The following is a 24,269-nucleotide window of genomic DNA, read 5'->3' on the forward strand; positions in this document are numbered from 1 at the left end:
GCCACGAGCGTAGGTCCTTGCGTAGTGCGAACTTTGGTCGGTTCAGCACGGCACCCTACGCTCGTTCACTTTTACACCGCATCTCGGACGCGACCCGCCGTCCGGGCCGTCCACGGCTACGCCTTTGATCAGGAGATCGGTGACGTGCTTGTTGGCTTCCAGAAGGCTGGTGGCGGGGACTCGGGTCAGGGCGTTGTAGGCCTGGCTGATCCTGGTGTCGTCGAGCCAGGGGTGGCCTTGGTCGTCGAGGTTGATGCGGGCGAGAGCGTCCCGTAGGTGGTCTTCAAGGATCACTTCGTCGAAGGTGTTGCGCAGGGAAGCCTTCGCGATGAGGGGCAGGACTGCGCCTTTCTCGGCGCCGGCCGCGTGGTTCCAGCCCATGCTTTTGAGCTGCTCGATCAGGGGACGTTCCACCAGCGTGTATTCATAGTCGGCCACCGTCCGACTCCCTCCGTAAACCGTCTGACATTGTTCCCCCGAACAAAGAGCCGCCTTACCACGGCAGGCAGTGCTTGCCCTGGCCGGCTAAAGGTTTTCCAGTACAGTTTCCGCGTCTGATACCCGGACCCGTCCGGTAAGCAGGTCCTCCATGAGGGCTTCCTTTATATGCTCCATTTTCTCGCGGTGGGACTTGTGGTTCTTTAGAAGCAAGTCAAATGACCGTGCAACTTCGGCGATTTTCTTCTGTTCGGATATATGTGGAACAGCGACATTGAGTCTAAGCATCTCGCTCACATTGAAGTGCTGCTGGGCTAGACCGCCCTGTGCGCGAAGGACCTGCCCGCGACCCAAATCAGAGTTGATCCAGGAGCACAGGTATTCTGGGTCGATATCGCAGCGAGGTCGGCTGATTATGATGTCCACGCAGTTGGCTGTCGGCAAGTCATCTGGGATGACGGCAGAAACGCCCGGGACTCCAGTGCGAACAGTGACAATGTCGCCAGGGATAACAGCTGTCTTATGGTTTGCTGCATGCGTAGTGGGTGGCATGTAGACGACATCGTCGAGATCTATCCCGTATTCGCGAATGTTCTTGGATCGGAGAACTGGGATGCCCTTGTCTGCATAGAGTCGTGCTGGCTGCACTACAATTCCAACTGTGACCCTATGGCAGATGAAGCCCATCGTGCTGAACTCGGCTTCCTGGGATGTCTCTCGAAGCATTCGGTAGATAGTGGATTTTGACAAAGTTTCGATCTTGGATATTTTCGCTTCGAGTACTTCGATTTGAGAATCGAGGGTGTCGATTATCTCCGCAATCCGTCCCTGCTCTGCCAGCGGCGGGAGGGTGATTGGTAGACTAAAGAAGTCGCCGACTTTGACGTTCAGGAGTCCGTGATTGCGAACGCCTTCCTTTGCGATCCATAGGATCTCCTCATTCAGGAGACCTGAATTGAAATAATGTGCCAGGAAGTTGGGATCGACTATTGTGGCATCTGGGCGGAAGCAAATATAGAGAGGTGACACTATTCCTGTGTCGTATTTCTCCAGTCGTCGAATCACGCCTGCGGGATACCCCTCTGAATAGCTCTTGTTGTACGCGAAGTCGCCACGCTCCAATAGGAAATAACTGGCTGTGTCCGAGCTCGCGACACGTCGTTGGAAGAACTCCTCTTGGCTCACCAGCCCATATTTGGCTGAAATTGTGAGCGCATTTTGGTTCCTAGTATGATTTCTGCGAGTGACACGTTTGGTGATCTGTCCAAGTTCATATCTATTCCAGCCAGAGACTAGCCCGTCTTCTGCAGATTTACGCATAGCCCAGCTCCTTAAGGTAAGTCTCCAGGCGAGCGGCAGTTGCTTCTCGCTGGGCTTCTAGGTCGCGCAGGGTAACCGCGTACTTGGCGGCCCACGTCCGGAACGCTGACTCAGCCAGTCGGCGAGCTGCGATTGCGCGGGACCCCAGCCGAGTGGAGAGCTGTGAGCGGAGGACATCGATCACCAGGTTGCGGCGTGCATCGTCATCGAGTGCGATGACGGCCATGCGGAGTCGGGGAAGGAAGTCGTCCTCCAGAGCGCCAACCCGTTTGCGAGCGCCAGCTGTACGCATCTTGAGTCTCTTGAGCTCGACCTCGGAGAGTTGATCCTCAGCAGGTTCGTCCGAGTCCTCATCCTCTTCGGATGGCTTGGCCGTGGCCGCCTTGAGTTGAGCATTCAGCTCGGCATACTCTGCCTCGGCCTCATCCAGCTCGACGAGGTAATCCGGAATGAGCGCGGGAACGACCCGATGGTCACGGGCCTTACGCTTCTCCGCAGCCACCTTCTGCTTGTCCCAGTACTCGACTTCTTCATCGTCCAGCTCGAACGCCGACTCGATCGTGGTCAGCCAGCCCTCGACCACACCCTCGAATCCATTGAGCCCGAGAGTCTTGATGTCATATTGAGCCTCACCCCACCAGGCAGCCACGATGCCGGCCAGCTCGAACCGGTCGAGGACCTTCAGCGGCAGCAGGTCAGTGACGAAGGAGTCCAGCAACTCGGCCCTGGTCTCCATGACCTTGTGCGTTTCGGGCAGCTCGACCAGCCGCTTGCTGTGCCGTACCCACCACTCGGAGAACGCCTCGCGTAGCCGGGTCTCAGTAGGTTCGGCCAGCGAGGGAAGGCGCTCGGCCGTCATCTTCCAACCCTCGGGCAGGAAGTCGTAGTACTCGGCATCGCGCTCGATGAACAGCTCGGCAGGGTCGATGCCGAACGCCTCGAACAGATGGGCCTTGGCCGCCACCTCAGCCTTGGGGACGCCGCCGTGCAGGTGGGCGCGGACGTCCTGGGGCTCGGGCGGTGGGGTGTTGTCCACGTACCGCCGGATGTTGAGGTTGAAGTCGTTCTCCCGCAGCTCCTTGATGTCCACGACGCGGGCGAAGCCAGGAATGTCCCGGTACTCCTCGTACGCAGCGACGATCTTCTCGGCGTGCTGCGGCTCCAGGTAGTTCTGCGCGCGCCCGGCGGTGAACTCGCGGTCGGCGTTGATGAACAGCACCTTGCCGCACCGCTCAGCGGGACGAGGATCGGTGCCGCGCAGGACGAGGATGCAGGCCGGGATGCCGGTGCCATAGAAGAGGTTGGGAGCCAGGCCGATCACCGCCTCCAAGCGGTCGTCCTTGATGATTCCTTCCCGGATCTCCTTCTCCTTGCCGCCGCGGAAGAGTACGCCGTGCGGCATGACCGTGGCGCCGATGCCATCAGGAGTGAGGACGGCAAGGACATGCTGGGCGAACATGAGGTCCGCCTTCTTGCCGGTCTCGGGCGCGTACCCGTACTTGAAGCGCTCCTTGTGCTTCATGTCGGCGGCCGAGTAGTTGAGCGAGAAGGGCGGATTCGTGAGGACCCGATCGAAGCGGGCGAGCTCCCCGTCTTCGAGGTGTCTGGGGTCGGCGAGAGTGTCCTCGTTCTCAAGGTCGGCGTTGAGCACGCCGTGAAGGATCATGTTCATCTTGGAGACGGCCCAGGTCGTGCCCGCCGCCTCCTGCCCGGCCAGGGTCAGGTCGCGAGAGTCCAGGCCGTGCTCGTCGATGTACTCCTTGGCGTGGATCAGCATGCCGCCGGAACCAGAGCACGGGTCGTAGACGCGCATGCCGGGCATCGGCTTGACCAGGCGAACCATCATCCGCACCACACCACGCGGCGTGTAGAACTCGCCGCCCTTCTTGCCGGCCGAGTCGGCGAACTGCCCGATCAGGTACTCGTACGCCGCACCGAGCAAGTCGGGAAACTCGAAGTCCTCGTTGCGCAGCCGCACCCGCTGGAAGTGGTCGATGAGCTGCTGCAGCCGCTTGTCGGAGATGGTCGACTGGCCGACCTTGCGCATGAAATCGATGTGCTCCAGCACGCCTTCGAGGGCGGTGGAGTTGTAGTTGGCCAGCCCTTCCAGCGCCTTGTTGAGCAGGTTGCCGACGTTCTTCTCCCGAGAGTGATCCCGGATGTACGACCAGCGAGACTCCTGGGGCACGAAGAAGCTCTCACCCCGGTAGAAGGCGGGGGAGCCCGCCATCCGTTCGGCTTCCTCCTGGCTCTTGCCCTGGGCGAGCCACTTCTTGATGAGGTCCTCGCGCACCACGTCGAACTGGTCGGAGGCGCGCTTCAGGAAGAGCATCCCGAAGATGTATTCCTTGAACTCCGAGGCGTCCATCTTGCCGCGGAGGATGTCGGCCGCTCCGAACAGGTGCCGCTCAAGCTGCGGCAACGTCAGCTTCGCCACGAGGTGGCATCTCCTTCAATCGGTGGGACATCCAGCTCAGTCTTGCAGGCGTCTCATCAACGGACACGTGCTTCTCCAGTGTCCGAAGGCGCAGCCGTTGACGGCACGTTAGCAGTTTGGCGTTGATGTGTACACACCCGAAAAATTACTTGCATACTCAGTTCACAGGGAACTAGCCTTCCTTGCCATGTAGCCGAGGAGGGTGATGTCGATGCGATCCCTGCGTGACGGGCGTGCGATTCACTTACTGGACATCGAGAACCTGACGGCGTCGCCCCTGCCGACCATGGCGGAGGTCGAGCAGACCATGACCGAGTACCGGCAACGGGTGCCGGTCGGCCCCCTGGACCAGTTTGTTGTCGGGGTTAATCCCCGCTCTCTGGTCGAGGTCGGCCGCGGGATCCGCGGAGCCCAGATCGTGACGCGCTCAGGCCCGGACGGCGCCGACAGCGTGCTGACGGAGGTTGCCATTGGCGACCGCATCGACCTGCGCTTCGAACGGGTCTTCATCGGCTCGGGCGACGGTTACTTCGCCGACCTCGTAGTCTGGCTCGCCACCGCCGGCGTCCACGTCACCATCGTGACGCGCCACGGTGTGCTGAGCTGGCGCCTGTACGTGGCCACCAGCGACATCACTTACCTGGATACGGCCTTGGCAGCGTGACCCCGCCACTCTTCCTGAGACGTCCCCAATTCCCTATCCTGTCGTTTAGTTCGGTCACATAGATAGATGAACGGAAGCCAACAGGTGGTTACGGGCAACCCCAGCAACGCCATGCACCTCCATGCTGCGAATTTGTCGCCGTACGACTTGTGGGGGCACGGCACGTGGTGCAACCAGGAGGTCGTTGGCGAGAGCCATTACCTTCCGGCGTTGGAAAAGGTGCTGCGCGTGGCCGGCAGAGGTCTCGACGAGTTCGAGACAACCGCGCTCCTGGTCCCTGAACCAGCCAACCGGCATGACCCGAACGCAGTCGCGGTGGTGGTCCAGCACGAAATCGTCGGATACCTCCCGCGAAATGACGCGGTCAGGTATCGGGCCTTGCTCGGTCATCTCAACACTTCCGGTTTTGTCGCCCGTGTGCCTTGTCGTATATGGGGTGGGACGGTTACGGATCACGACTACGACCGGAACGGCAATCTCGCGCTGACCGAACGTTTCAGAGCGAGCGTAACCATCGCGCTCGGCGAGCCCCACCTTTGCCTGCCGATGAACACCGCGCCGCAAGTGCCGCATGTCGTACTGCCGCAGGGCGGGGCCATCCAGGTGGGCGGTGAAGAGCATCATCTGGCCGAGATCAAACCGCTACTGCGGCCGGAGGGCGAGAGCTATGCGTACGCGACGCTGCATGAGGTGAGCGACTCCAGCGGACGCGCTGTGAAGCAACTCGTCGAGGTTCGGCTCGACGGGAATCGCGTCGGACAACTGACGCCGAAGATGAGCGGCGAACTGCTCGCGGCGATACGTCATCTTGACGACATTGGGTATGTGGCCGCTGCCAGGGCGAAGCTGAAAGGAAATCACCTCAAGGCGGAGGTCACACTCTATTGCGCCCGCGCTCATGAACTGCCCCATGACTGGCCGGGCCCACTCGGGCACGCCCTGCCGGAGGTACAGACCGTGCAGCAAGTCGAGGAGCCGCCCAATGTCGAAGGCTCCTCGCCCGCAGGTCCGACCGCAGGCGGCTTCCATACACCCATTCCGCCGAAACCAACCCGGATCAGATTCGTCGTACCGCCGGGCTGGCCGCCGGCTCCCGAGGGCTGGGAACCTCCACCCGGTTGGCTACCGGATCCGTCCTGGCCCAAGGCTCCGGACAACTGGAATTTCTGGGTCGCAGAGTGACACGTCGCCCCTCGGTGGTAGCTTCCTGGATCATGCAGCAGATGGACGACGAAGAGGTCGACGGCTCGGCCGATTATGACGGTCCCGAACACGACAGCCCCGGCACATCGCTGGAGCCCGCCGATATGACCCGCGAGGAGTTCCTGGCGGCTGGCGGCAGTGAGGACGCGGCCGATTTCTACTACGGTGACGACTGAGCCCTGGTCGCCAGACAGTTGACATTGGCCGGTCCGGCCGCGGTCAATGCACGATCTCCCGGGAGCCGCCGGAGCACGATATACAACGGTTCATATCCCTCGAAGGGGGATGAAGAGGCTCGCTGTCCGCAGGGCAATCAGACTATGCGTCGAACTCGCCGAGCTTGACGCCGCTGAGGAAGGCTCGCCACTCGCCTGGGGTGAAGACGAGCGCGGGGCCGTTCGGGTTCTTGCTGTCGCGAACGGCGATGATCCCAGGGAGATTGCTGGCGACCTCGACACAGTTGCCGCCGTTGTCACCGCTGCGGGAACTCTTCCTCCATGCCGCCTGAAGAAGGTCTGCATGGCTTAGGTCTTGAGCTTCCATTGGTCTCGGGCTTCCTCGATCATCTCTAGAGACCGTCCGGGACGGTACGCCTCTGCTCGTAGTTTGTCATACCTATCCCAGATCAACGTAACGAAGTCGTGTTCGGCTGACACCTCGCCTCTGCCTGCGGAGTCCACCGATACAGCCGTGGGGCCGTCCGATAGTTCGGCGATGATGAAGCTGGATAGCAGGCCGGCAGTACACGGGGTGTCGAAGGGGACGACTTGCACCGTGATGTAGGGGCGGTCGGCAACGGCGAGGACATGCTCCAGTTGCGTAACCATGACTTGCGGTCCCCCGATGGGGCGACGAAGCACCATCTCGTCAAAGAGGACCCACAGAGTGGGAGGTGCTTCGGTGTCGAGGATGAGCTGGCGGTGCATGCGAGCGCTGACACCGTCCTCAACCCTTCGGTCTGAGCTCCCCGCGGGACCGCCTCGAAAGACGGCTCTGGCGTAGTCCTCGGTCTGGAGCAGGCCAGGGAACAAGAGCGGATCCCAGCTTCTCAGGACACGCGCCGAGGGTTCGATCTCGTCGGTCCACCGCAGGTATGTCAACGACGCTCGAATCCTGACCCCCTATCGACGTCTGAAAGTTGACCCCCTGGTGTTGATGTTGATTCCGGATTGTCGCTAATGGTCGTTCTTGGTCTCAGCCGCAGGAACACGGCCGAGGTCGCGGTTCTTCAGGCGGTAGCTGTCTCCCTTCAAGCTGATGACCTCGGCATGATGGACGAGGCGGTCGATCATCGCGGCGGCGACCACGTCGTCGCCGAACACCTCGCCCCAGCGGCCGAAGGGCTTGTTGGAGGTGACGATCAGCGAGGCGCGTTCGTAGCGGCTGGAGACCAACTGGAAGAACAGGTTGGCGGCCTCGGGCTCGAACGGGATGTAGCCGACTTCATCGACGATCAGCATGGGGATGCGGGCCAGCTTGACCAGCTCGTCTTGAAGTCTGCCGGTGGCGTGGACGGTGGCCAGGCGGTCGACCCATTCGGCGGCGGTGGCGAAGGCAACTCGGTGCCCGGCCTGACAGGCGCGAATGCCCAGCCCGATCGACAAGTGTGTCTTGCCGGTGCCGGGCGGGCCAAGGAAGACGACGTTCTCCTTGCCCGCGACGAAGTCCAAGGTGCCCAGGTGCGCGATGGCCTCGCGTTTGAGGGAGCGCTGGTGGTCATAGTCGAAGTCCTCGAGGGCTTTGCGGGCCGGGAAGCGGGCGGCGCGGATACGGGCCTCGCCGCCGTGTGCGTCGCGGGCGGCGACTTCGCGTTGCAGGCAGGCGGCCAGGAACTCCTCATGCGTCCAGGACTCGGCGCGGGCCCGTTCGGCCAGCCGCTCGATCGCGGCCGCCAGCGAGGGCGCCTTGAGCACCCGGGTCAGATAGGCGAGTTCGGCGGCGACGTTGCGCCCGCCGCCGGCCGCCCCTGCGGAGGTGCCCCCTCGCCCTGCCATCACGCCACTCCCTCGACGCCGAGCAAGGCGTCGTAGTCGCTGAGCGAGCGCTGTTCGACCTCGGTGTCGACCGGCGCGGTGGCCACCTGCAGTCGCGCTGACCGCAGCGCCGCGGCGGCGCTGGCATGGGCGGGATCGGTGAGGGTCTGGTGGGCGTCCCAACAGCGCTCGTGCCGGGCCACCACCTGCCCGGCACAGGTCACCGTGACGTGCTCCAGATCGGCGATCACCTCGACCATCCGGCCGATCACCGACGGGTGGACGGAGTAGTCGTTGGAAGCCACCCGCACGTAGTGATCGCGCGCCAACCGGGTCGCGCCGCGCCAGCCAACACTCGGCGCAACCGGGGGCAAGGCCACCATCGCCGCCCGATCCGCAGCGATCCGATCGGCTGGACGGCAGTCGATGCGCCGGTGATGGCGCTGGTTGGCCCGCTGCAGCCAGCCGACCAACTGGCCGTTGAAGTCTGTCGGGCTGGTGAAGCTGCGGCCGGGCAGGAACGAGGTCTCCAAGTAGCCGTTGGCCCGCTCCACCAGCCCTTTAGCCTCTGGATCGGCTGGCCGGCACTGCAGGATCCGGACGCCGAGGGTGCCCCGGAAGGACTCGGCATCACGCGTCAGTTGCGCCCGACCGCCCTTCCACGCGCCGATCGCGCCCTCGTTGTCCCACACCAGGGTCTTGGGCACCGCGCCGAGCAGGCCCAGCAGCGCCCACATCCCGGCGAACAGATCACCGGCGGTCCGTGAGGGCAGCATCCGCGCCATCAGCCAGCGCGAATAGCCACTGACCATGACCAGCACCGGCAGGCTCATGCCACGGTCCGGCCCGACCGGCACCCGCGCCGGCGGGAACCACAGATCACACTGGGCCAGCTCACCGGGCTGATAGGTCGTCCGCGACGCCGGATCGACGGGCTTGTAATACGGCCGTAGCATCCGGACCCGGTTCTTGAGCACGGTGAGCGAGTTCTGCCAGCCGATCCGCTCAGCGATCACGGTGGCCGGCATGTCCGGAAACTCCTCCAGCAGTTCCCGGATCTGTGGCTCCACCGCATCCACGATCGACCCCCTGCTCGCTCGCCGGTACTTCGGTGCTTCCTCAGCCGCCAGCGCACGCTTGACGGTGTTTTTCGAGATGCCCATCCGCCGAGCGATCGCCTTGATCGGCATGCCCTCGGCCCGGTGCAACCGGCGGATCTCCGCCCAGTCCTCCACCTTGATCACCCTCCACGATGACAACAGAGGGGTCAGTTTTCGGCCGTCGCCTGGGGGTCAGTTTTCACGTGTCGTCGACACAGGTACCAGCCTGGTCCGGACGGAGATGTGATGCTGCGGCACAGGCGGGTGAACAGGTCGCCGGTACCGAACACTTGGTCGCAGCCCGCGGCGAAGTCCGGCTTCGGCTTGCGATTCCCCTTCTCGATGTGGGCGACGAGTGACGATGAGCAGTCCAGGCGCTTGCCGAGAGCCGACTGCGTCAGTTCGTTCTCCTTGCGTGTTCGAGCGAGTTCTCTGCCGAAGCGCTGCACTGGCGTGAGACGTGGATCAAGGTCGTTCCTCATGAAAATCTCTCACCTGTCTCCCCGGCAACTTGACGAATGTTGACGACGAGCCCCAATCGAAGGGCAGTTTTGGGACCTGATTGTGCGCCCGTTCTTTCTACAAAAAGAGTCTTCACCTGGGCAGACTGAAAGTCAAAGGTTTCTGCCCAGCCTCTTGTCCTGACGGGAAATAGACGCCGAAACGCTACGGGCGGATGCTTTGTGACACGTATAGGGCGGGCGAAAATCGACGTCCCCTAGGAAAGGATGCAAATGCACGGAAAAGGTCTATTGCTCGGTGAGGTCGCCCCGGGAGTCGCGCGATCGGCGAAGGCCATTGTGTCGGCGGAGCGTTCAAGCTTCGCCGGGCGGAGCATGGTCTGGCGGCTTCGGGATGACGCCCGTGCGGTCGGGGATGCCCGCGACCTCGTCCGGCGCGCGCTCCTGCTGGTCGGTCTGGGGCGGGATCTGGTTGACGACGCCGTCCTGATGGTCAGCGAACTGGTCACCAACGCGGTTCTGTACGGTGATGCGCCGTACGAGCTGGTGGTACGGGTCGATCCGGTCGAAGTGGTGTGCATGGTGGTCGACGCCGGAGCCGTTCTCCCGGTGCGCCGGTGTGCGGATGCTCAAGCCGAGCACGGGCGGGGGTTGCTGATCGTGGCGGAGCTGTCGGCCGGGCTGTACGGCTGCGTTCCGCAGGGGTTCGCCACGTGCCCTGGGCTGGCGGGTAAGGCGACCTGGTTCGCGCTGCCTCGTACGGTGGGTCGGCGATGAGGGGGGCGTCAGATCTGTTGGAGGAGTATCACGGCCTTCACGTGGCTCCTGTGCAGGAGGGACATGAACAGATCGCCTGGGCGCGCCCTGCCGCTCGGTGCGCGCGGGTCCGGGTGCGTGAACACACGTGCAGCCGGTGCGCGCCTTGCTACGAGTTCTGCGTCGCGGGCGGGCTCGCGTTCGTCCGGCGATCTGTCAAAGGCGCGATCCACGAGACGGCGTGGACCACGACAGCGCAGGCTGCGCGGCTCTGGGCGGCGCTGCTCAGAGGCGAAGCCCGTTGAGAAACGGATCGGCGGATGGCGGTCACCGCCCGAGAGCGGCGTCCACTGACGGGCCGGCCCAGCCTGTCTCGGTCCTCCAGATGATCGAGACGTCGAAGAGCCGTTTGACGACCTCGACCGCCCACAGGTCTTGTGGCTCCTTCGGCAGCACCAGGAAGAGGCGGTCGATCTCCTGGGCACTGGCCCATTCGGCTTCCAGGAGCTGAGGGGCCAGAGCACGCAGCTCGGCGTAGGTATCGGCATCCTGCGTGGAGATCACATAGAAGCCGAGCCCATCCGTCCCCTCGCACACGATGTCGGCGAAGTCGGTGTCCAACTGGGGTACGCGTTCGTTTCCGTACAACTCGGCGGCGAGCATGTGCTTGAGCCGGGCGTGCGCAGCTTGCTTACGGCCGCTACTCGCGCGCTCCTTGAGGGAGACCCGGAACTCGTCGCCGTCAGCGAACCGCTCGCCTGTGGGCGGGGGAGCGACCGGGGCCTTCTCGACGGCGGCCACGGGCGTCTTGACCGGCCCGCCGAGTTCGGCGGGCAATGGGGACGAGTGGAGCACCGTCAAGGACTGCGTGCACCGGGTGAGAGCGACGTAGAGCTGCCGAAGGCCTGCGGAGTTCTGCTCGGCGAACAGGTGCGGCTCGACAACCACGACATGGTCGAACTCCAGCCCTGCGGCAGTGTGGGCCGGCATGACGGTGATCTGTTGCCCGATCCCCGGCAAGGCGGACTCCTGGGCGGCGGCGATCCGGTCGGCTCCGCGGACGTCGCCCGGCCAGAGCGCCGCGATATCCACAGTGGCCACGCCATGGCTGCCCAGACGGGGCAGGACCTCGCGTACGTAGTGCAGGAAGGGCTTGTGCGGGCCGATAACCAGCACTTGATCGGGGGTGAAGAACTTGTTGTCCAGCAACCAGGTGACCCGGTGCAGGCCGACCGCGGTCTTGCCGGTGCCCGGTCCGCCTTGAATGACGAGCAGGCCTTTCCGATCGTCGGCCACCAGCCGGAGTTGGTGGCGCTGGATCGTCTCGACGATGTCGCGCATGACGCCGTCACGGGCGAGGTCCAGGTCGGCGAGGAGAAACGGATCCGGCTCGTCCTCGATCACGGGGGCTGGGACCGTCTCACCCTTGGCAGTAATCACCTGGATTTCGGTGTCGCTGTAGTCGAGAACCTTGGGGCCCTCGCATCGGAGCTTACGCCGCCGTCGTACGTCGCCGGGATCGTCCGGGCCGGCGAGCCGCCAGGCGATCGCCGTCTTGGAGGTCCAGTTAACCAGCGCCAGGTCTCCCTGGGGGTCGCGTACCTTGGCGCGGCCGATGTACCAGGTGAGCTTGTCGTCAGGGTCCTCGATCAGATCGATTCGCTCGATGACCAGGGGTTGATGGCCGAGGTCTTCGCGGCGTCCGTACTCTTTCGGCAGGTCCGGGTGAGATGCCAGCCCCGCATCCGGGCAGTCCCCCAGGTTGCCCAGGCGGAAGCTCTCGACGGCCTTTCGATCCTGGTTCACACAGTCGTAGATGTGATCTACGGCCAGTTGCTCCTCGGCGATCACCGCGTTTCGCTCGACCGTACTCATATGCCCCTCGGCATGGGCTCGACCTCATCGCGGCGGAGGAGGCGGAGGCCTATCTCAGTGGCCACACCTGGCGGCTGCTTCGGAAGGAGTTTCATCGCGTCTCCAGCCCCTCGGGAAACCTGATGCTACGGTTGCCCTCAGTAACTTCAATCACTCTCTCTGTAGTCATCAATCGTGAGGTCATGCCGGTCGCGGTCGTCGCCGTGGATCTTCTCGACAGCGGCGATCCACGCTCCCGCCGGACCGGCCTCCAGATCATCAATCAACTCCTGGACCCCCCGCGACTGAAATCCAGCTCCCTCGTCTCAGGAGATCTCGGCCAGGTCAGCCTGCCCGACGACCGCCCGTCGACCCTGTTGAATCCGTCGGAGGCGCTGGAAGAGCGGGAGCCTCATGTTGAGGCGGCGCGGTCTTATCGTGCGCAGCCGCTGAGGATCCACCCGATCCGGTACAATATCTGGTACCAGAGTAGGTGGAGGTTTCTGATGTCCATTACCGCCAGCGAAGCCCGGCGCAGACTGTTTCCTCTCATCGACGAGGTCAACGACGACGGGGCTGCCGTGGAGATCGTCGCCAAGAGCAACCGTGCCTACCTCGTGCCCGCGGCAGAGTACGAAGCGCTGAAGGAGACCGCTCACCTGCTGCGCTCACCGGCCAACATGCGCCGGCTCATCTCCTCCTACCAGCACGCGCTGGAAGGGCGCCAGGAGATTCACGACCTCATCGACCCTGACGAGCAGCAGTGAAGCTCTCCTTCACTCCCGAAGGCTGGGAGGATTACACCTCCTGGCTCGCCACCGATCGACTCGTCCTCAAGCGGATCAACCGGCTCATTGAGGACGCCCTGCGCGACCCCTACGCAGGCATCGGCAAGCCCGAGCCTCTCAAGCACGCCCTCCAAGGAGCCTGGTCCCGTCGCATCACAGAGGAACACCGTCTGGTCTACGTGCCCCGTGACGACCAACTGATCATCCTCCAAGCGCGCTACCACTATTGATTCCTGCCCCGCTAACCCCAGTCGAAGAGCCGCAATGACGGAATCGGTGCTGATGGTGGGCCTGGGCGCGGTGGCACGTACTCACCTGAAGGTCCTGGCGGACCTGCCCCAGGTCGAAGTCATCGCCGGAGTCGACCCTTTCCCGCCGGAGCGGATGACCTTCCGCGGCCTTGAGCTACCCGTGGCCGCCACCCTTCAAGAGGTCACCGGCACTCCCACGCTGGTCGTCATCGCCACGCCCACTTCCACCCACAGCACCCTCTGCCACCAGGCGCGCGAACTCTTTCCTCAGGCCGCCATTCTGGTGGAAAAGCCCGCCGCCGACGACCTGACCGAAGCGGCCAAGCTCCTGTCCGACGGGGTCGAGGTCGCCTTCCACATGGCGTACGCCCCCGAAGTGCTCTGGGGTGAGCAGGTCGTCCGCACCCACGAACTCGGACCCGTACGGGAGATTCACTCCTGGTTCGCCGACCCCTACGCCTCAGACCTTGAGACGGCGCGTGAGCGCTTCACCAGCAGCTGGATCGACTCGGGCATCAACGCCCTCAGCGTCCTTACCAGATTCTGCGACCCCCTGGAGCGCATCTCCCTGCGTCGGCTGAACGAGTCCACGTACGAAACTCGTGTTCGCTGCACCTCCGGCAGCGATCCCTTCGAGGCGCTGATCCTGACCAGCTGGCAGGTAACGGACGCCGCCCGCCGCACCACCCTGCGCTTCGCCTCAGGCGCCGAACTGCTTCTGGACCATCACGCCGTAGCCGCATACCTGACCCAGAGCGGACAGATCGCCGAAGTCTTCGGCACCGACGGCAGCGTCCCACGCCGAGAGAGCCACTACATCAACCTCTACCGCCAACTCCTCGTTGACCGCCGCCCCCTCATGCCGAGCGAGCAGAGCAGCCTCCTGCATGACGTGCTGCTACGGGATTGAATGAGCCGTTGCGTGGGAGGCAGGATGTAGTGGTGTGCAGGGTCCGGTGGCGTTGAAGTACTTCGCTCCGGGTCGCCGCATGGTCACATTGTGTCATCGCCTTGCCGTCAAAAGTCCGGGACGAGGGATCAGTGAGTTTCACATGGTCAGCGCCCCAGAGAGGCCTCCAATGACGGGCCGGCCCAGCCCGTCTCGGTTCTCCAGATGATCGAGACGTCGAAGAGCCGCTTGATGACGTCGACCGTCCACAGGTCCTGTGGCTCCTTCGGCAGCACCAGGAAGAGGCGGCCGATCTCCTCGGCACTGGCCCATTCGGCTTCCAGGAGCCGAGCGACCGGAGCGCCCTCCTGCACACCCTGCTTCTACGGGATTGACCCGTTCTTCCCGCGGTGGTGGTAGCGCAGTCAGCGGAGGGAGTTGCCGCCGTCGGCGATGATGGAGCGTCCGGTGATCCAGCTTGCTCCTTTGCCGCACAGGAACGCGATGACCTCGGCCAGGTCTTCGGGGGTGCCGGCGCGGCCCAACGGGGTGGCGCGGGCGGCGGTGGCCAGCAGGCGTTCCGGGTCCGGGCTGATGTCGCGGAGCGCGTCCGTCGCGACCACGCCGCCGCTCACCAGGTTGACCGTGATGCCGTCGCGGCCGAGTTCCGCGGCGAGATAGCGGACGACGCTTTCGGCCGCGGCCATGGCGGCGGCGATCGCAGCGTAGCCGGGAACGTGCCTGTTCGTCCCGGTGCTCACCGTCGTCACCACGCGGCCGCCGTTCAGCTGTGGACGCGCCGCCGCTACCAGGGCGAGGAGGGAACCCACGCGGGTGGCGAACTGCTGCTCGTAGGTGTGCCAGGGTGTGTCGAGGGCTTTCCCCAGAGACGGGGAGGCGGAGCCGAAGCCTGTCGCGTTCGCGATGACCGCGCGGACGGGGCCGAGTCGTTCACCTGCCGCGCGGACGAACTCCGCGCACTGGTCCCGGTCCGCGACATCCAGTGCGAAGGCGGCGGCGTGCCCGCCGTTGCGGCTGATCTCGTCGACTACCTCGGCGGCGGCCGCGGAGTTCCTGTGGTAGCCGACCGCGACGGCGTAACCGTCTCGGGCGAGTGCGAACGCGGTGGCCCGGCCGATGCCCCGGCTGGCTCCGGTGATGACCGCCGTCTTCACAGGTGGCCTCCGAAGGTGATGTGGTCACCGTCCGCCGCGTCGGCGTAGCGGCGCCGCGCCGCTTCCTGGAGCGTCGCGGACTCGGGACTGGCCAGTCTCTCCGCGAAGAGGGCGGCCTCCAGCCGGAGTCCTTCTGCGAGCGGCAGCCGGAAGCCCTCGACCAGGGCGCGTTTCGCGGCGGCGAGCGCGGCGGCGGGACGGGATGCCAGGTGACGGGCCAGCCGCAGGGCCTCCGCCTGGAAGCCGGGGGTGGGGAGCACGCGTTCGACGACACCGTACGTCCTGGCCTGGTCGGCGGTGAGGACGTCGCCGGACAGGACGAGGTCGGCGGCGCGCCCGGGGCCGATCAGTCTGGCCAGGCGCTGCGTGCCGCCCGCCCCGGGGATGATGCCGAGCGCGGTCTCCAGCAGGCTGAAGTGGGCGGAGGCCGAGGCCCAGCGGAGCGTGCACGCGAGGGACAGTTCGAGACCGCCGCCCCACGCCTGGCCGTCGATCGCCGCGATCACCGGCTGGGGGATCCGCTCGATGCGCCGCATCGCGGTGTACCAGATCCTGGCCTGGGGCACCGGCCCACGAGACAGCTCGGCGAGTTCGTCCAGGTCGGCGTGGGCGATGAAGTATCCGGGAACGCCGCTGGCCAGCACGACGACGCCGATGCCGGGCGTGGTCTCCAGCCGCGCGAGTTCCGCGTCCAACTCCTCCAGCGCGGCGAAGGTGAGGAAGTTGCGCGGCGGGTTGCGGTAGGTGAGGACGGCGACGCCGTCCCCGTCCTCCCGGCTCCACATCGTCATATCAGTCCTTCGGTGAGTCGAGTCCGTGCTCGGCGAGGAAGCGCAGCACGGTGTCGTTGAAGAAATCAGGGTTGTCCTGGTTGGCCAGATGGGCGGCGTCCGGGACGACGACGTACCGCGCCAGGGGGTCCCGGCGTTCCCAGACGGGCATGGCGGTGCGGAAGTTGCCGAGCCGGTCATGCTCGCCGTGCAGCAGCAGTTCGGGGATCTCAATCCGGTACCCGGGCTCCGGATGGAGGGCGCCGACCAGGCTCGCCATGACGGCGACCATGTCACGGTGCGCCATGCGCCCGGCGGCCTCGCGGACGTAGTCGCGGACGCGGGGGTCACGCGCCGACGCTCTGGCCTCCTGGCGGATCAGAGTCTTCGGCGGGTACCAGGGCAGCATCCGGACGACCGCCCGGGCCTGGAGCCGTTCCAGGCGTGACAGCGGCAGGGTGTTCCCGGCACAGCCCAGTGCCACCAGCCCCGAGGCTCTGCCGGGATGGTGGTAGACGATCTCCTGGGAGAGGTTGCCGCCCATCGACTGCCCGATGAGCACGGCCCGTTCGATGTCCTCCTGGTCGAGGATCGCCAGCAGGTCGTCCGCGGCTGCCCGCAGCGTCCACGGGACCTGGTTGGGGATCGAGCGGCCGTGGCCCCGGACGTCCCAGAGCAGAATGGGGTGCCGGGCGGCGAACGTCTCGATCTGCGGTTCCCAGGTGCGGTGGTCGAGGGTCGCGCCGTGGGTGAAGACGATCGGGGGGCGGTCGCCGGAACCGCCGGTCCAGTAGTGGATCTCGCAGCCGGGGCGCTGAAGAGTCCGGTGCCGCAGCGTCATGACTCCGCCTCGCCGCCCAGGATGAGGACCGACGTGCCGTAGTGGACGCTCTGGGTGGACGGGCGTCCGTCGCCCTGGTTCCGGTCGTAATGCGGGAAGTTGCTGCTGGACAGCATCAGACCGACCCGGTGGCCCGCTCTGAAGCGCTGTGCCGTGTGTCCGAGGTCGACGTCCAGCCGGATCGGTTCTCCGCGCGGTACGGGGGTGCCCGGCCCGTCCCGGTGGCTGAGCCGGACCACTCCCTCGCAGACCGGCAGGAGGCGGCCTTCCGGCAGGTGGTTCACCAGCCGGGCCATCAGGTCGGCGTCCGCCGCGTCGGTGGCGAAGGTGAGCCGGAGCCGCACCTCGCCGATGACGTCGAGGTCCTCGGCGAGCACGTCGCCGAGGTAGAGGAGGACGTCGGATCTCGTCGCCGTCCGGCTGAGGTCGAGCGGCCCTGGAGTGAGGCGGCCGAGGTGCAGGACGCGCCCGCCGCGGCTCGGGATGGGGTCGGCCGGGTCGTGGACGTAGTCGTCGGCTGCGGCAGAGGTCGCCGGGCCGGGTTCGGAGACCAGCCGGCCCGGGGTTCGGCCAGGGACGGCGGGGCCGGTCAGGTACAGGGTGTGCCCTGTGGCGTCCGCGGGGGGCCACTGCGCGGCGGTGCGCCACACGTCGGCGCCCATCAGGAAGTACAGGACGGGGTCGGATTCGCCGGGCCCGTCCAGGCAGCGCCGGAAGAACTCCAGGTGCCGGGCGGGCAGCCGGGCGGCCGCCGCCGAGGCCGCGACCCCGAAGTTCACCTCACCCTGCAGGTGGGTCAGGGCGCCGGTGTGCGCCCAGGGGCCGACGATCAGCTCGTGCCGCAGGTCGGGCCGTAGCCGGCGCATCTCCAGGTGGTCGCGGATGGTCGCGCCCGCGTACACGTCGTACCAGCCCGTCACCGACAGGACCGGCACCTCCACCGCCGCGAGATCCCAGTCGGGCAGGGCCGGGATCCGCCCGTCCAGCAGGTCGCCGACGGTGATCGGGAATCCGGGCAGGTCGAGCATGTCCTCCAACGGCAGCCGCCGCATCGCCTGCTCGGGGTCGTGGATCAGCGACGCGACCTTCGCTGCCAGCGCGGGATCCGCGTCCGGGCCCTGCCGGCCCAGCCAGTCGGCGGCCATGTAGACCAGCCATCCGACGAGGTGGTCCAGTCGCAGCGCGCCGCCGGTCTCGCGGAGGTCGTTCCTCGCGCCGGTCGTCATGGCCGGGGCGATCCCCCGCAGATGCGGCGGGCGTTCGGCCGCTCCGAGCCAGGCGGCGATCCCGAGGTAGGACGTGCCCGCGAGGAACACCTCGCCGTTGCACCACGGCTGTGCCGCGACCCACTCCACCGTGTCGTAGGTGTCCTCGGCCTCCTGCTCCCACATGACAGCCTGCCACTCGCCGTCGGAGTCGAAGCGGCCCCGGGTGTCCTGCAGCAGCGCGGCGAACCCGCCGGCGAGGCAGTGCTGGGCTTGCAGTGCGTCGGAGCTGATCTGCCGCCGCCCGTAGGGCGTCCTGAACACCACGGCCGGAGCCGGGGACGGGGGCCGCCACAGGTCTCCGCGGAGCAGCACGCCATCCCGCATCGGGGTCTCGACGCCGGCTTCGACTCGTCCCAGCTCCATCGTCAGACCGCCTTGAGCGTGAGCATCGTCCGGGCCATCTCGTTCCAGCCGGCGGTGGCGCCGCCGTCCACGGTGAGGGCGCACCCGGTGAGGAAGGAACTGCCGGGCAGCGCGGCGAACACCACCGCGCGGGCCTGCTCCTCGGGGCTGGCGAGCCGGCCGACGGAGGTGGTGGCGGTCAGGGAGTCGCGCAGCGGGCCCGGCGGCCACAGCTCGTCCACCATCGCGGTGTGCGTCGGCCCTGTGACCAGGGCGACCGCGCGGATCCCCTGCGCGCCGTAGTCCACGGCGACCGACTGGGCGAGGCCGATGAGGGCGTGCTTGGCCATGTTGTAGACGGGGGAGCGAGGTGTCGCCGCCACCCCGCACATCGACGAGGTGAACACGAACACCCCGCCGTGTGCGCGCATGTGCCTGACCGCTGAGCGCACCAGGTAGAAGTTGGCGTCGCAGCAGACGCCCATCACCTTGCGGTAGTCGTCGTCGGTGAGGCTGTGCGGGCGGCCGGGGACGTTGACGCCGGCGTTGCCGTGGACGACGTCGAGCCGGCCGTGGCGGGCGACCACCTCGTCGACGACCTCGGCGACCTGTGCCGGGTCGGAGACGTCCGCCTGGACGATGCCGCTTCCCGGAGCCAGGTCCACGCCGACGACCTCGGCGCCCACGGCGCGGAACAGCCTCATCGAGGCGGCGCCGATGCCGCTGGCCGCGCCTGTCACCAGGACGACCCGGCCGTCCAGGCGGCCGAAGACGTCTCCGTCTGTCACGGTCATGTGTTCCTCCTCATCGGCCGGTGAACTCGGGGCTGCGCTTCTCGACGAAGGCGCGCGCCCCTTCGACCGCGTCGTGGACTTCCCTGTTGTTGCGGATGTGGAAGTTGTTCTGGATCCGGAGCGCCTGCTCCAGGGGCTGTCCGTACACCCGTTCGCGCAGCTGTTTGTAGAGCCCGATCGCCCGGGTCGGCCCGGCCGCGAGGCGGCGCGCCTCGGCGAGCACCGCGTCCCGGAGCTCCCCGGCGGGGACGACACGGGTGTAGATGCCCAGGCGCTCGGCGTCGGCGGCGTCGAGCAGCCCGCCGGACAGGTAGATCTCGGTCGCCTTCGCGGTTCCGACGATGCGGGGCAGCATGACGGCGGTGCCGGTCTGCGCCACGTTCACCAGGCAGCTCCCGATCCGCGCGGTGTCGGAGGCGATCCGCAGGTCGGCGGCGCAGGCCAGCTCGGTGCCCGCGCCTGCGGCCGGGCCGTTGACCGCCGCGATGACCGGCTGCGGGGCCGTGACGATCGCCTCGACGATGCGCAGGTACACCGGATCGGCGGTGTCGCCGAGCACCGGCGAGTGCCTGCGGTCCCCGGCGAGGTGCTCGTCCACCGCGCTGAGATCGTCCCCGCCGCAGAAGGCGCTGCCCGCCCCCGTCAGCACCACGACCCTGGCCTCCGGGTCGGTCTCGGCGCGCTCCAGCGCGCGCAGCAACTCCTCGCCCAGGGTGCGGTCGAGTGCGTTCCGCCGGGCCGGACGGTTCATGGTCAGCCAGAGCACCCCCGGCTCCGGCCGGGACACCAGCAAGGTCTCTATAGCGCTTTCCTGATCGTGCGTCACGCTCTGACCATCCCTCCATCGACGAACAGCGCCTGGCCGGTGATGTAACCGGCACCTGACCCCAGAAGCCATGTGATCGCGGCGGAAACTTCCTCCGGACGTCCGCACCGGCCCAGCGGCAGCCGTGCCGTGACCTTCTCCGCCAGCCCGCGCAGCCCGCTCGTGTCGAGCATCGGCGTGTCGATGAAGCCGGGGCACACCGCGTTCGCGCGGACGCCGAGCGGTCCCAGCTCTACTGCGAGCGAGCGGGTCAGGCTCAGCAACCCGCCCTTGCTCGCGTCATAGGCCGCCTGTCCGGCGAAGCCGGTCACCGCGATCGAGCAGACGTTGACGATCGCGGCGCCCGGCTGTCCGGCGAGGACGGGGGCCGCCGCCCGGGCCAGCCGGAACGGCGCCGACAGGTTGACCTCCAGCACCCGGATCCAGTCGGCGGTGCCGTGCTCGGACAGCGCCGCGCGGTGCTCCACGCCCGCGTTGTTGACGAGTCCGTCAAGCCCGCCCAGCCGGTCGATCGCCCGGTCGACGACGCGCCGCGGTGCGCCGCTCTCCGTCAGGTCGAGCGGCATCGTGTGCAGCTGATCGCCGAACCGCCGCTCCAGGTCGCGGCATCCGGGCTCGTCCATGTCGGTCGCCAGCACCCGGGCGCCCTGCCGGAGCAGCTCGGCGACGAGTGACGTGCCGATGCCTCCGGCGGCTCCGGTGACCAGTATCCGGCGGCCGTTCATGACGCCGATCCCGGCGAGGTCCGGTTCAGCAGCCGTTCGGCGTTGTCGTGCAGCCAGGCCCGGACGACTTCGTCAGGCAGTCCGAGGCGGGTGACCTCGCCGGCGAGTTCGGCGGGCGGGCGCGCCTGCGTCCAGCTGGTCGAGCCGAAAAGGACCCGGTTCCGTACGGACGTGGCGCCGAGTGAGAGCAGCGCCTCCCACCCCGAGCCGGGGGCTGCCATCCTGGCCGGACGGTGCGAGGAGAACTCCAGGTAGACGTCGGCGTGGCGCTGCGCAACGGCCAGCATCTCCGCGACCCAGGGCCAGCCGCCGTGACCGGCGATCAGGACGAGGCCGGGGTACGCGCCGGCGATCCGGTCCAGCACCCGCGGCGCGGAGACGTCGATCGGGACTTCTGAGCGGAAGTGCTGTCCGCAGTGCAGCCAGACCGGGAGGCCGCGGTCGGCGGCGAGCCGCCAGAGCCCCGCGTGCTCGGGTCCGGACGGGTCGACGCCGTCCAGGAACGGGATGACCGACAGCCCTGTCGCGCCGAGGTCGTCGAGCGCACGACGGGCCTCCGCGATCGCCGTCCTCGGGTCGGTGAGGCTGACGCCTGCCCAGACGCTGAGGCGGTCCGGGTGGCGGGCGGCGTAGGCTGCCACCCGGTCGTTGACGGTGCCGTCCCCGACGGGCCACGGCCCTCCGTGCAGGACCTGATGGGAGACGCCGGTTTCGGCCAGTGCGGCGACGTGGCGGTCGATGTCGAACTCGTGCCCGAGGACGGCGGCCAGCCGGTCGGCCGTGCCTGCCGGGTCTCGGGACGCCTCCGCCGCCACGTCACCCGGAGCGCGGCCGGTGAGGGTGGCGAGGCGGCCGGCGAACAGGACGAGATAGCGTGGCGCGGCGGTGGCCAGCGCCCGTAGATAGGCAGTCCAGCACTCGGTGTCGTAGACGACCTCGCAGACGTCTATCACCGGTTCACGCATCTGACCTCCTTCTGTATAAACGTTTGTTTACCACATGCGACGCTCAGAGGTCAATGAACGTTTATGTTGGTGGTAGCGTCAAAGCGTGGCTACGACACGTTCCCAGGCGCCCGCGGAAGACCCGCCGGCCGCGACCTCGATGAGCCGGCGGATCCTCGACGAGGCGGCGCGCCTGTTCTACGAGGACGGGTTTCCCGCTACCAGCGTCCGCAAGATCACTGCCGCGTGCGGCGTCACCGCGGGCTCGCTCTACAACCACTACGAGTCCAAGGAGGAAGTGCTCTACGCGATCCTCAAGCGGGCGTACGAGGACTCCGAGCGCATGCTGGAAGAAGGGCTGCTGCGTGGCGGTGATCAGGCCGACCGGCAGCTGGCCGAGCTGGTCCGGGAGCTCACGCTCTTCCACACCGAACGACGGGTGGAGGGCCTGGTCGCCCGGACCGAATGGCGTCACCTGCCACCTGAGCAGGCCAAGGAGATTCTGGACGCCCAGCGGCGGATCCGCCGGATCTTCGAACGCACCCTGAAGCGGGGCCTGGCCGCACGCCGCTTCCGGCTCAGCGACCCGCGGGCGTCGCGCCCGGCTCAGGTGGACGTGGTCGCCAAGGCCATCCTCGACATGTGCATCAACGCCGGGCAGTGGTTCCGCCCGGAGGGCGCGGTGTCGGCCCGGGAGCTCGCCGACCAGTACTCCTTCCTCGCCCTGCAACTCGTCGGCGCCGGTCCGCCGGACGCCTGACGCCCGGCCGGGCCCCTGAGCCCTCCGGCCCGCGGGCCGGAGGGCTCAGCGTGCCGCGGGTGTCCCACCGATGCGGTCCCGGCGGACGATCACGCCCAGCCGCTCGCGATCGACCGTGTCCGCCGTGACGCCGTCCGAGCGCAGCCGATGCTTCTCGACCTTGTTCGTCGGGGTGTGCGGGAGCGCGTCGACCACGCGCAGGTAGCGGGGCACCATGAAGTGCGCCATCCGCGGGATCAGGAAACGGAACAGCTCGGCCGGGTCGATCGTCGCGCCCTCCGTGGGGGCGACCACGGCGAGCACGTCGTCCTCGCCGTAGGGGCTCGGCACGGCGACCACGGCGGCCTCACGGACCGACGGATGCGCCAGCAGCTCGACCTCCACCTCGGCCGAGGAGATGTTCTCGCCGCGGCGCCGGATCGTGTCGCCCATCCGGTCCACGAAGAAGAACTCGCCGTCCACCGTGCGGAAGGCGTCACCGGTATGGAACCAGCCGTTGCGCCAGGCCCGTGCCGTCGCCTCGGGCATCCCGAGATAGCCGGAGTTCATCGCCCACGGCTGGTCCGTGCGGAGCACCAGTTCCCCGACCTCCCCGTCGGGCACCTCCCGATCGTGCTCGTCCACGACCCGCGCCTCCACGCCCGGCCGCACCCGGCCGGATGTTCCCGGGACACCGGGGTTGGGGCCGGAGATGATCGGGATCGAGACCTCTGTCATGTTGAACATGGCCACCACGTCGACGCCGAAGCGCTCGGCGAACGCCGCGCTCTCCTCGATCAGTGGAATCATGAAGACGTGCCGCAGGGGGTGGGCCCGATCCTGGTGGGACGGCGGGCGCTTGGCCAGGAACGTCGCCATCACGCCGAGCAGCGTCACATGCGTGGTGCCCGTCGCTCGTACGGTCGGCCAGAACGACTCGGTGTCGAACGCGCTGACCAGACTGATCCCGCCACCGAGCAGCAGCGCGGCGTACGTGCCGATCGTGCCGCCCGCGTGGAACAGCGGGAGGTTCACCATGTAGCGGTCGTCCGCACCGAAGCAGCCGCCGAAAGCGGCCCGCGCGCACGCAGCGAGCTGTACGTACGAGCACAGGACGCCTTTCGACGGCCCGGTCGTCCCCGACGTCAGGATCACCGCGTACGGGTCCCACGGCGCGTGCGGCGATTCCGGGCGGAATCCCGGGGCCGGCGTGGCCAGCGTCTCCGGTCCCAGCACCTCCGGCCTCGGCGCGGCGACCGGGCGGCCCGGCCGGGCGTCGTCCGCTCCGAGGACCACCACCCGTTCCAGCGCACCGGTGTCGATCTCGTCCAGCCGCCCGGCCAGCTCGGCGTGGACGACCGCCACCCGCGCTCCGGACAGCCGGATCGCGTGTTCGAGCAGTCCGCCCCGGTAGGCGGTGTTGAGCGGGACGAGCGTACAGCCGAGCAGGTTCACCCCGAACCAGACGCGCAGGGCGTCGGGTCCGTTGGGCAGCCAGGAGACCACCATGTCACCCGGACGCGCACCCAGGCCGTGCAGCCCGGCGGCGACCCGCTCGGCCTCGGCCAGGGTGTCGGCGTACGTCCACCGTGTCCCGTCCTCGAAGACCGCGTACACCCGGTCCGGATGCTCCGCGGCCCGGCGGATGAGCAACTCCCCGACCACACAGTCCGCTGCCTCGGGCACCGCGCCCCACCATTCACCGCTCATG

Annotated in this window: 27 protein-coding genes; 8 read left to right on the plus strand and 19 right to left on the minus strand. The window is 67.0% G+C overall.

What is annotated here, in order from left to right; all coding sequences use genetic code 11:
• Positions 1-42: 42 nt before the first annotated feature.
• The 3 genes from AB0J42_RS34595 to AB0J42_RS34605 form a co-directional block, all read right to left on the minus strand.
• Positions 43-438: a type I restriction endonuclease gene (locus tag AB0J42_RS34595; protein ID WP_364302128.1), complete on the minus strand. Its 396-nt coding sequence runs from the start codon at positions 436-438 to the stop codon at positions 43-45.
• An 87-nt stretch (positions 439-525) separates the two neighbouring features.
• Entirely contained in the window at positions 526-1,758 is a 1,233-nt protein-coding gene (locus AB0J42_RS34600; protein ID WP_364302130.1) for a restriction endonuclease subunit S, read from the minus strand.
• Complete coding sequence (locus tag AB0J42_RS34605) at positions 1,751-4,195, minus strand: N-6 DNA methylase (RefSeq protein WP_364302132.1); 2,445 nt, start codon at positions 4,193-4,195, stop codon at positions 1,751-1,753. Before AB0J42_RS34605 ends, AB0J42_RS34600 begins: the two co-directional genes overlap by 8 nt.
• A gap of 205 nt (positions 4,196-4,400) precedes the next feature.
• Between AB0J42_RS34605 and AB0J42_RS34610 the strand changes: the two genes are divergently transcribed.
• The 3 genes from AB0J42_RS34610 (at position 4,401) to AB0J42_RS34620 (ending at position 6,238) form a co-directional block, all read left to right on the plus strand.
• Positions 4,401-4,859 (plus strand): hypothetical protein, encoded by a 459-nt coding sequence (locus tag AB0J42_RS34610; protein ID WP_364302134.1) that lies wholly within the window; start codon positions 4,401-4,403, stop codon positions 4,857-4,859.
• 219 nt (positions 4,860-5,078) lie between these two features.
• Positions 5,079-6,041 (plus strand): HIRAN domain-containing protein, encoded by a 963-nt coding sequence (locus tag AB0J42_RS34615; protein WP_364302198.1) that lies wholly within the window; start codon positions 5,079-5,081, stop codon positions 6,039-6,041.
• A 41-nt stretch (positions 6,042-6,082) separates the two neighbouring features.
• Entirely contained in the window at positions 6,083-6,238 is a 156-nt protein-coding gene (locus AB0J42_RS34620; RefSeq protein WP_364302136.1) for a hypothetical protein, read from the plus strand.
• A gap of 142 nt (positions 6,239-6,380) precedes the next feature.
• Here the strand turns inward: AB0J42_RS34620 and AB0J42_RS34625 are convergent, their stop codons facing one another.
• From AB0J42_RS34625 to AB0J42_RS34645, 5 genes are all read right to left on the minus strand, one after another.
• Positions 6,381-6,605 (minus strand): DUF397 domain-containing protein, encoded by a 225-nt coding sequence (locus tag AB0J42_RS34625; protein WP_364302138.1) that lies wholly within the window; start codon positions 6,603-6,605, stop codon positions 6,381-6,383.
• Entirely contained in the window at positions 6,587-7,162 is a 576-nt protein-coding gene (locus AB0J42_RS34630) for a DUF5753 domain-containing protein (RefSeq protein ID WP_364302140.1), read from the minus strand. Before AB0J42_RS34630 ends, AB0J42_RS34625 begins: the two co-directional genes overlap by 19 nt.
• 75 nt (positions 7,163-7,237) lie before the next feature.
• Entirely contained in the window at positions 7,238-8,056 is an 819-nt protein-coding gene (gene istB, locus AB0J42_RS34635) for an IS21-like element helper ATPase IstB (RefSeq protein ID WP_364302142.1), read from the minus strand.
• Entirely contained in the window at positions 8,056-9,279 is a 1,224-nt protein-coding gene (istA, locus tag AB0J42_RS34640; RefSeq protein ID WP_364302144.1) for an IS21 family transposase, read from the minus strand. The genes istB and istA overlap by 1 nt, the downstream gene beginning before the upstream one ends.
• Before the next feature lie 23 nt (positions 9,280-9,302).
• Positions 9,303-9,617, minus strand: coding sequence for a helix-turn-helix transcriptional regulator (locus tag AB0J42_RS34645; protein WP_364302146.1), 315 nt, complete (start codon positions 9,615-9,617; stop codon positions 9,303-9,305).
• A gap of 354 nt (positions 9,618-9,971) precedes the next feature.
• Between AB0J42_RS34645 and AB0J42_RS34650 the strand changes: the two genes are divergently transcribed.
• Positions 9,972-10,373 carry an ATP-binding protein gene (locus tag AB0J42_RS34650; RefSeq protein ID WP_364302200.1) on the plus strand — a complete coding sequence of 134 codons (402 nt, stop codon included), beginning with the start codon at positions 9,972-9,974 and terminating at the stop codon, positions 10,371-10,373.
• 306 nt (positions 10,374-10,679) lie between these two features.
• Here AB0J42_RS34650 and AB0J42_RS34655 read toward each other — a convergent pair whose 3' ends face one another.
• Entirely contained in the window at positions 10,680-12,227 is a 1,548-nt protein-coding gene (locus AB0J42_RS34655; protein ID WP_364302148.1) for an ATP-binding domain-containing protein, read from the minus strand.
• Between the two features lie 182 nt (positions 12,228-12,409).
• Between AB0J42_RS34655 and AB0J42_RS34660 the strand changes: the two genes are divergently transcribed.
• The 3 genes from AB0J42_RS34660 to AB0J42_RS34670 are packed head-to-tail and all read left to right on the plus strand — an operon-like array spanning position 12,410 to position 14,155.
• Positions 12,410-12,973: a type II toxin-antitoxin system Phd/YefM family antitoxin gene (locus AB0J42_RS34660; RefSeq protein WP_364302150.1), complete on the plus strand. Its 564-nt coding sequence runs from the start codon at positions 12,410-12,412 to the stop codon at positions 12,971-12,973.
• Complete coding sequence (locus AB0J42_RS34665) at positions 12,970-13,224, plus strand: Txe/YoeB family addiction module toxin (RefSeq protein ID WP_364302152.1); 255 nt, start codon at positions 12,970-12,972, stop codon at positions 13,222-13,224. Before AB0J42_RS34660 ends, AB0J42_RS34665 begins: the two co-directional genes overlap by 4 nt.
• 34 nt (positions 13,225-13,258) lie before the next feature.
• Positions 13,259-14,155, plus strand: coding sequence for a Gfo/Idh/MocA family oxidoreductase (locus AB0J42_RS34670; protein ID WP_364302154.1), 897 nt, complete (start codon positions 13,259-13,261; stop codon positions 14,153-14,155).
• 146 nt (positions 14,156-14,301) lie between these two features.
• Here the strand turns inward: AB0J42_RS34670 and AB0J42_RS34675 are convergent, their stop codons facing one another.
• From AB0J42_RS34675 to AB0J42_RS34715, 9 genes are read right to left on the minus strand one after another with little or no spacing between them, the layout of a single operon-like run.
• Positions 14,302-14,508 (minus strand): hypothetical protein, encoded by a 207-nt coding sequence (locus tag AB0J42_RS34675; protein WP_364302156.1) that lies wholly within the window; start codon positions 14,506-14,508, stop codon positions 14,302-14,304.
• A gap of 51 nt (positions 14,509-14,559) precedes the next feature.
• Positions 14,560-15,309 (minus strand): SDR family oxidoreductase, encoded by a 750-nt coding sequence (locus tag AB0J42_RS34680; RefSeq protein ID WP_364302158.1) that lies wholly within the window; start codon positions 15,307-15,309, stop codon positions 14,560-14,562.
• Positions 15,306-16,100: an enoyl-CoA hydratase/isomerase family protein gene (locus AB0J42_RS34685; protein WP_364302160.1), complete on the minus strand. Its 795-nt coding sequence runs from the start codon at positions 16,098-16,100 to the stop codon at positions 15,306-15,308. Before AB0J42_RS34685 ends, AB0J42_RS34680 begins: the two co-directional genes overlap by 4 nt.
• Before the next feature lies 1 nt (position 16,101).
• Positions 16,102-16,920 (minus strand): alpha/beta hydrolase, encoded by an 819-nt coding sequence (locus tag AB0J42_RS34690; protein ID WP_364302162.1) that lies wholly within the window; start codon positions 16,918-16,920, stop codon positions 16,102-16,104.
• Positions 16,917-18,551 (minus strand): CocE/NonD family hydrolase, encoded by a 1,635-nt coding sequence (locus tag AB0J42_RS34695; RefSeq protein ID WP_364302164.1) that lies wholly within the window; start codon positions 18,549-18,551, stop codon positions 16,917-16,919. The genes AB0J42_RS34690 and AB0J42_RS34695 overlap by 4 nt, the downstream gene beginning before the upstream one ends.
• Positions 18,552-18,553: 2 nt before the next feature.
• The gene (locus AB0J42_RS34700) at positions 18,554-19,324 is read right to left on the minus strand and encodes an SDR family oxidoreductase (RefSeq protein ID WP_364302166.1); all 771 of its coding nucleotides are present in this window, start codon (positions 19,322-19,324) and stop codon (positions 18,554-18,556) included.
• Positions 19,325-19,334: 10 nt separating this feature from the next.
• Positions 19,335-20,150: an enoyl-CoA hydratase-related protein gene (locus AB0J42_RS34705; RefSeq protein WP_364302168.1), complete on the minus strand. Its 816-nt coding sequence runs from the start codon at positions 20,148-20,150 to the stop codon at positions 19,335-19,337.
• Positions 20,147-20,875, minus strand: a complete 729-nt coding sequence (locus AB0J42_RS34710; protein ID WP_364302170.1) for an SDR family oxidoreductase — start codon at positions 20,873-20,875, stop codon at positions 20,147-20,149. The genes AB0J42_RS34705 and AB0J42_RS34710 overlap by 4 nt, the downstream gene beginning before the upstream one ends.
• Complete coding sequence (locus AB0J42_RS34715; protein ID WP_364302172.1) at positions 20,872-21,840, minus strand: amidohydrolase family protein; 969 nt, start codon at positions 21,838-21,840, stop codon at positions 20,872-20,874. The genes AB0J42_RS34710 and AB0J42_RS34715 overlap by 4 nt, the downstream gene beginning before the upstream one ends.
• Before the next feature lie 85 nt (positions 21,841-21,925).
• Here AB0J42_RS34715 and AB0J42_RS34720 point away from each other — a divergent pair, with 85 nt between their 5' ends.
• Positions 21,926-22,579, plus strand: coding sequence for a TetR/AcrR family transcriptional regulator (locus AB0J42_RS34720; protein WP_364302174.1), 654 nt, complete (start codon positions 21,926-21,928; stop codon positions 22,577-22,579).
• A 45-nt stretch (positions 22,580-22,624) separates the two neighbouring features.
• Here AB0J42_RS34720 and AB0J42_RS34725 read toward each other — a convergent pair whose 3' ends face one another.
• Positions 22,625-24,268, minus strand: a complete 1,644-nt coding sequence (locus AB0J42_RS34725; protein WP_364302176.1) for an AMP-binding protein — start codon at positions 24,266-24,268, stop codon at positions 22,625-22,627.
• Position 24,269 lies beyond the last annotated feature (1 nt).

The sequence above is a fragment of the Nonomuraea sp. NPDC049649 genome (genome assembly GCF_040675175.1).
Taxonomy (GTDB): domain Bacteria; phylum Actinomycetota; class Actinomycetes; order Streptosporangiales; family Streptosporangiaceae; genus Nonomuraea.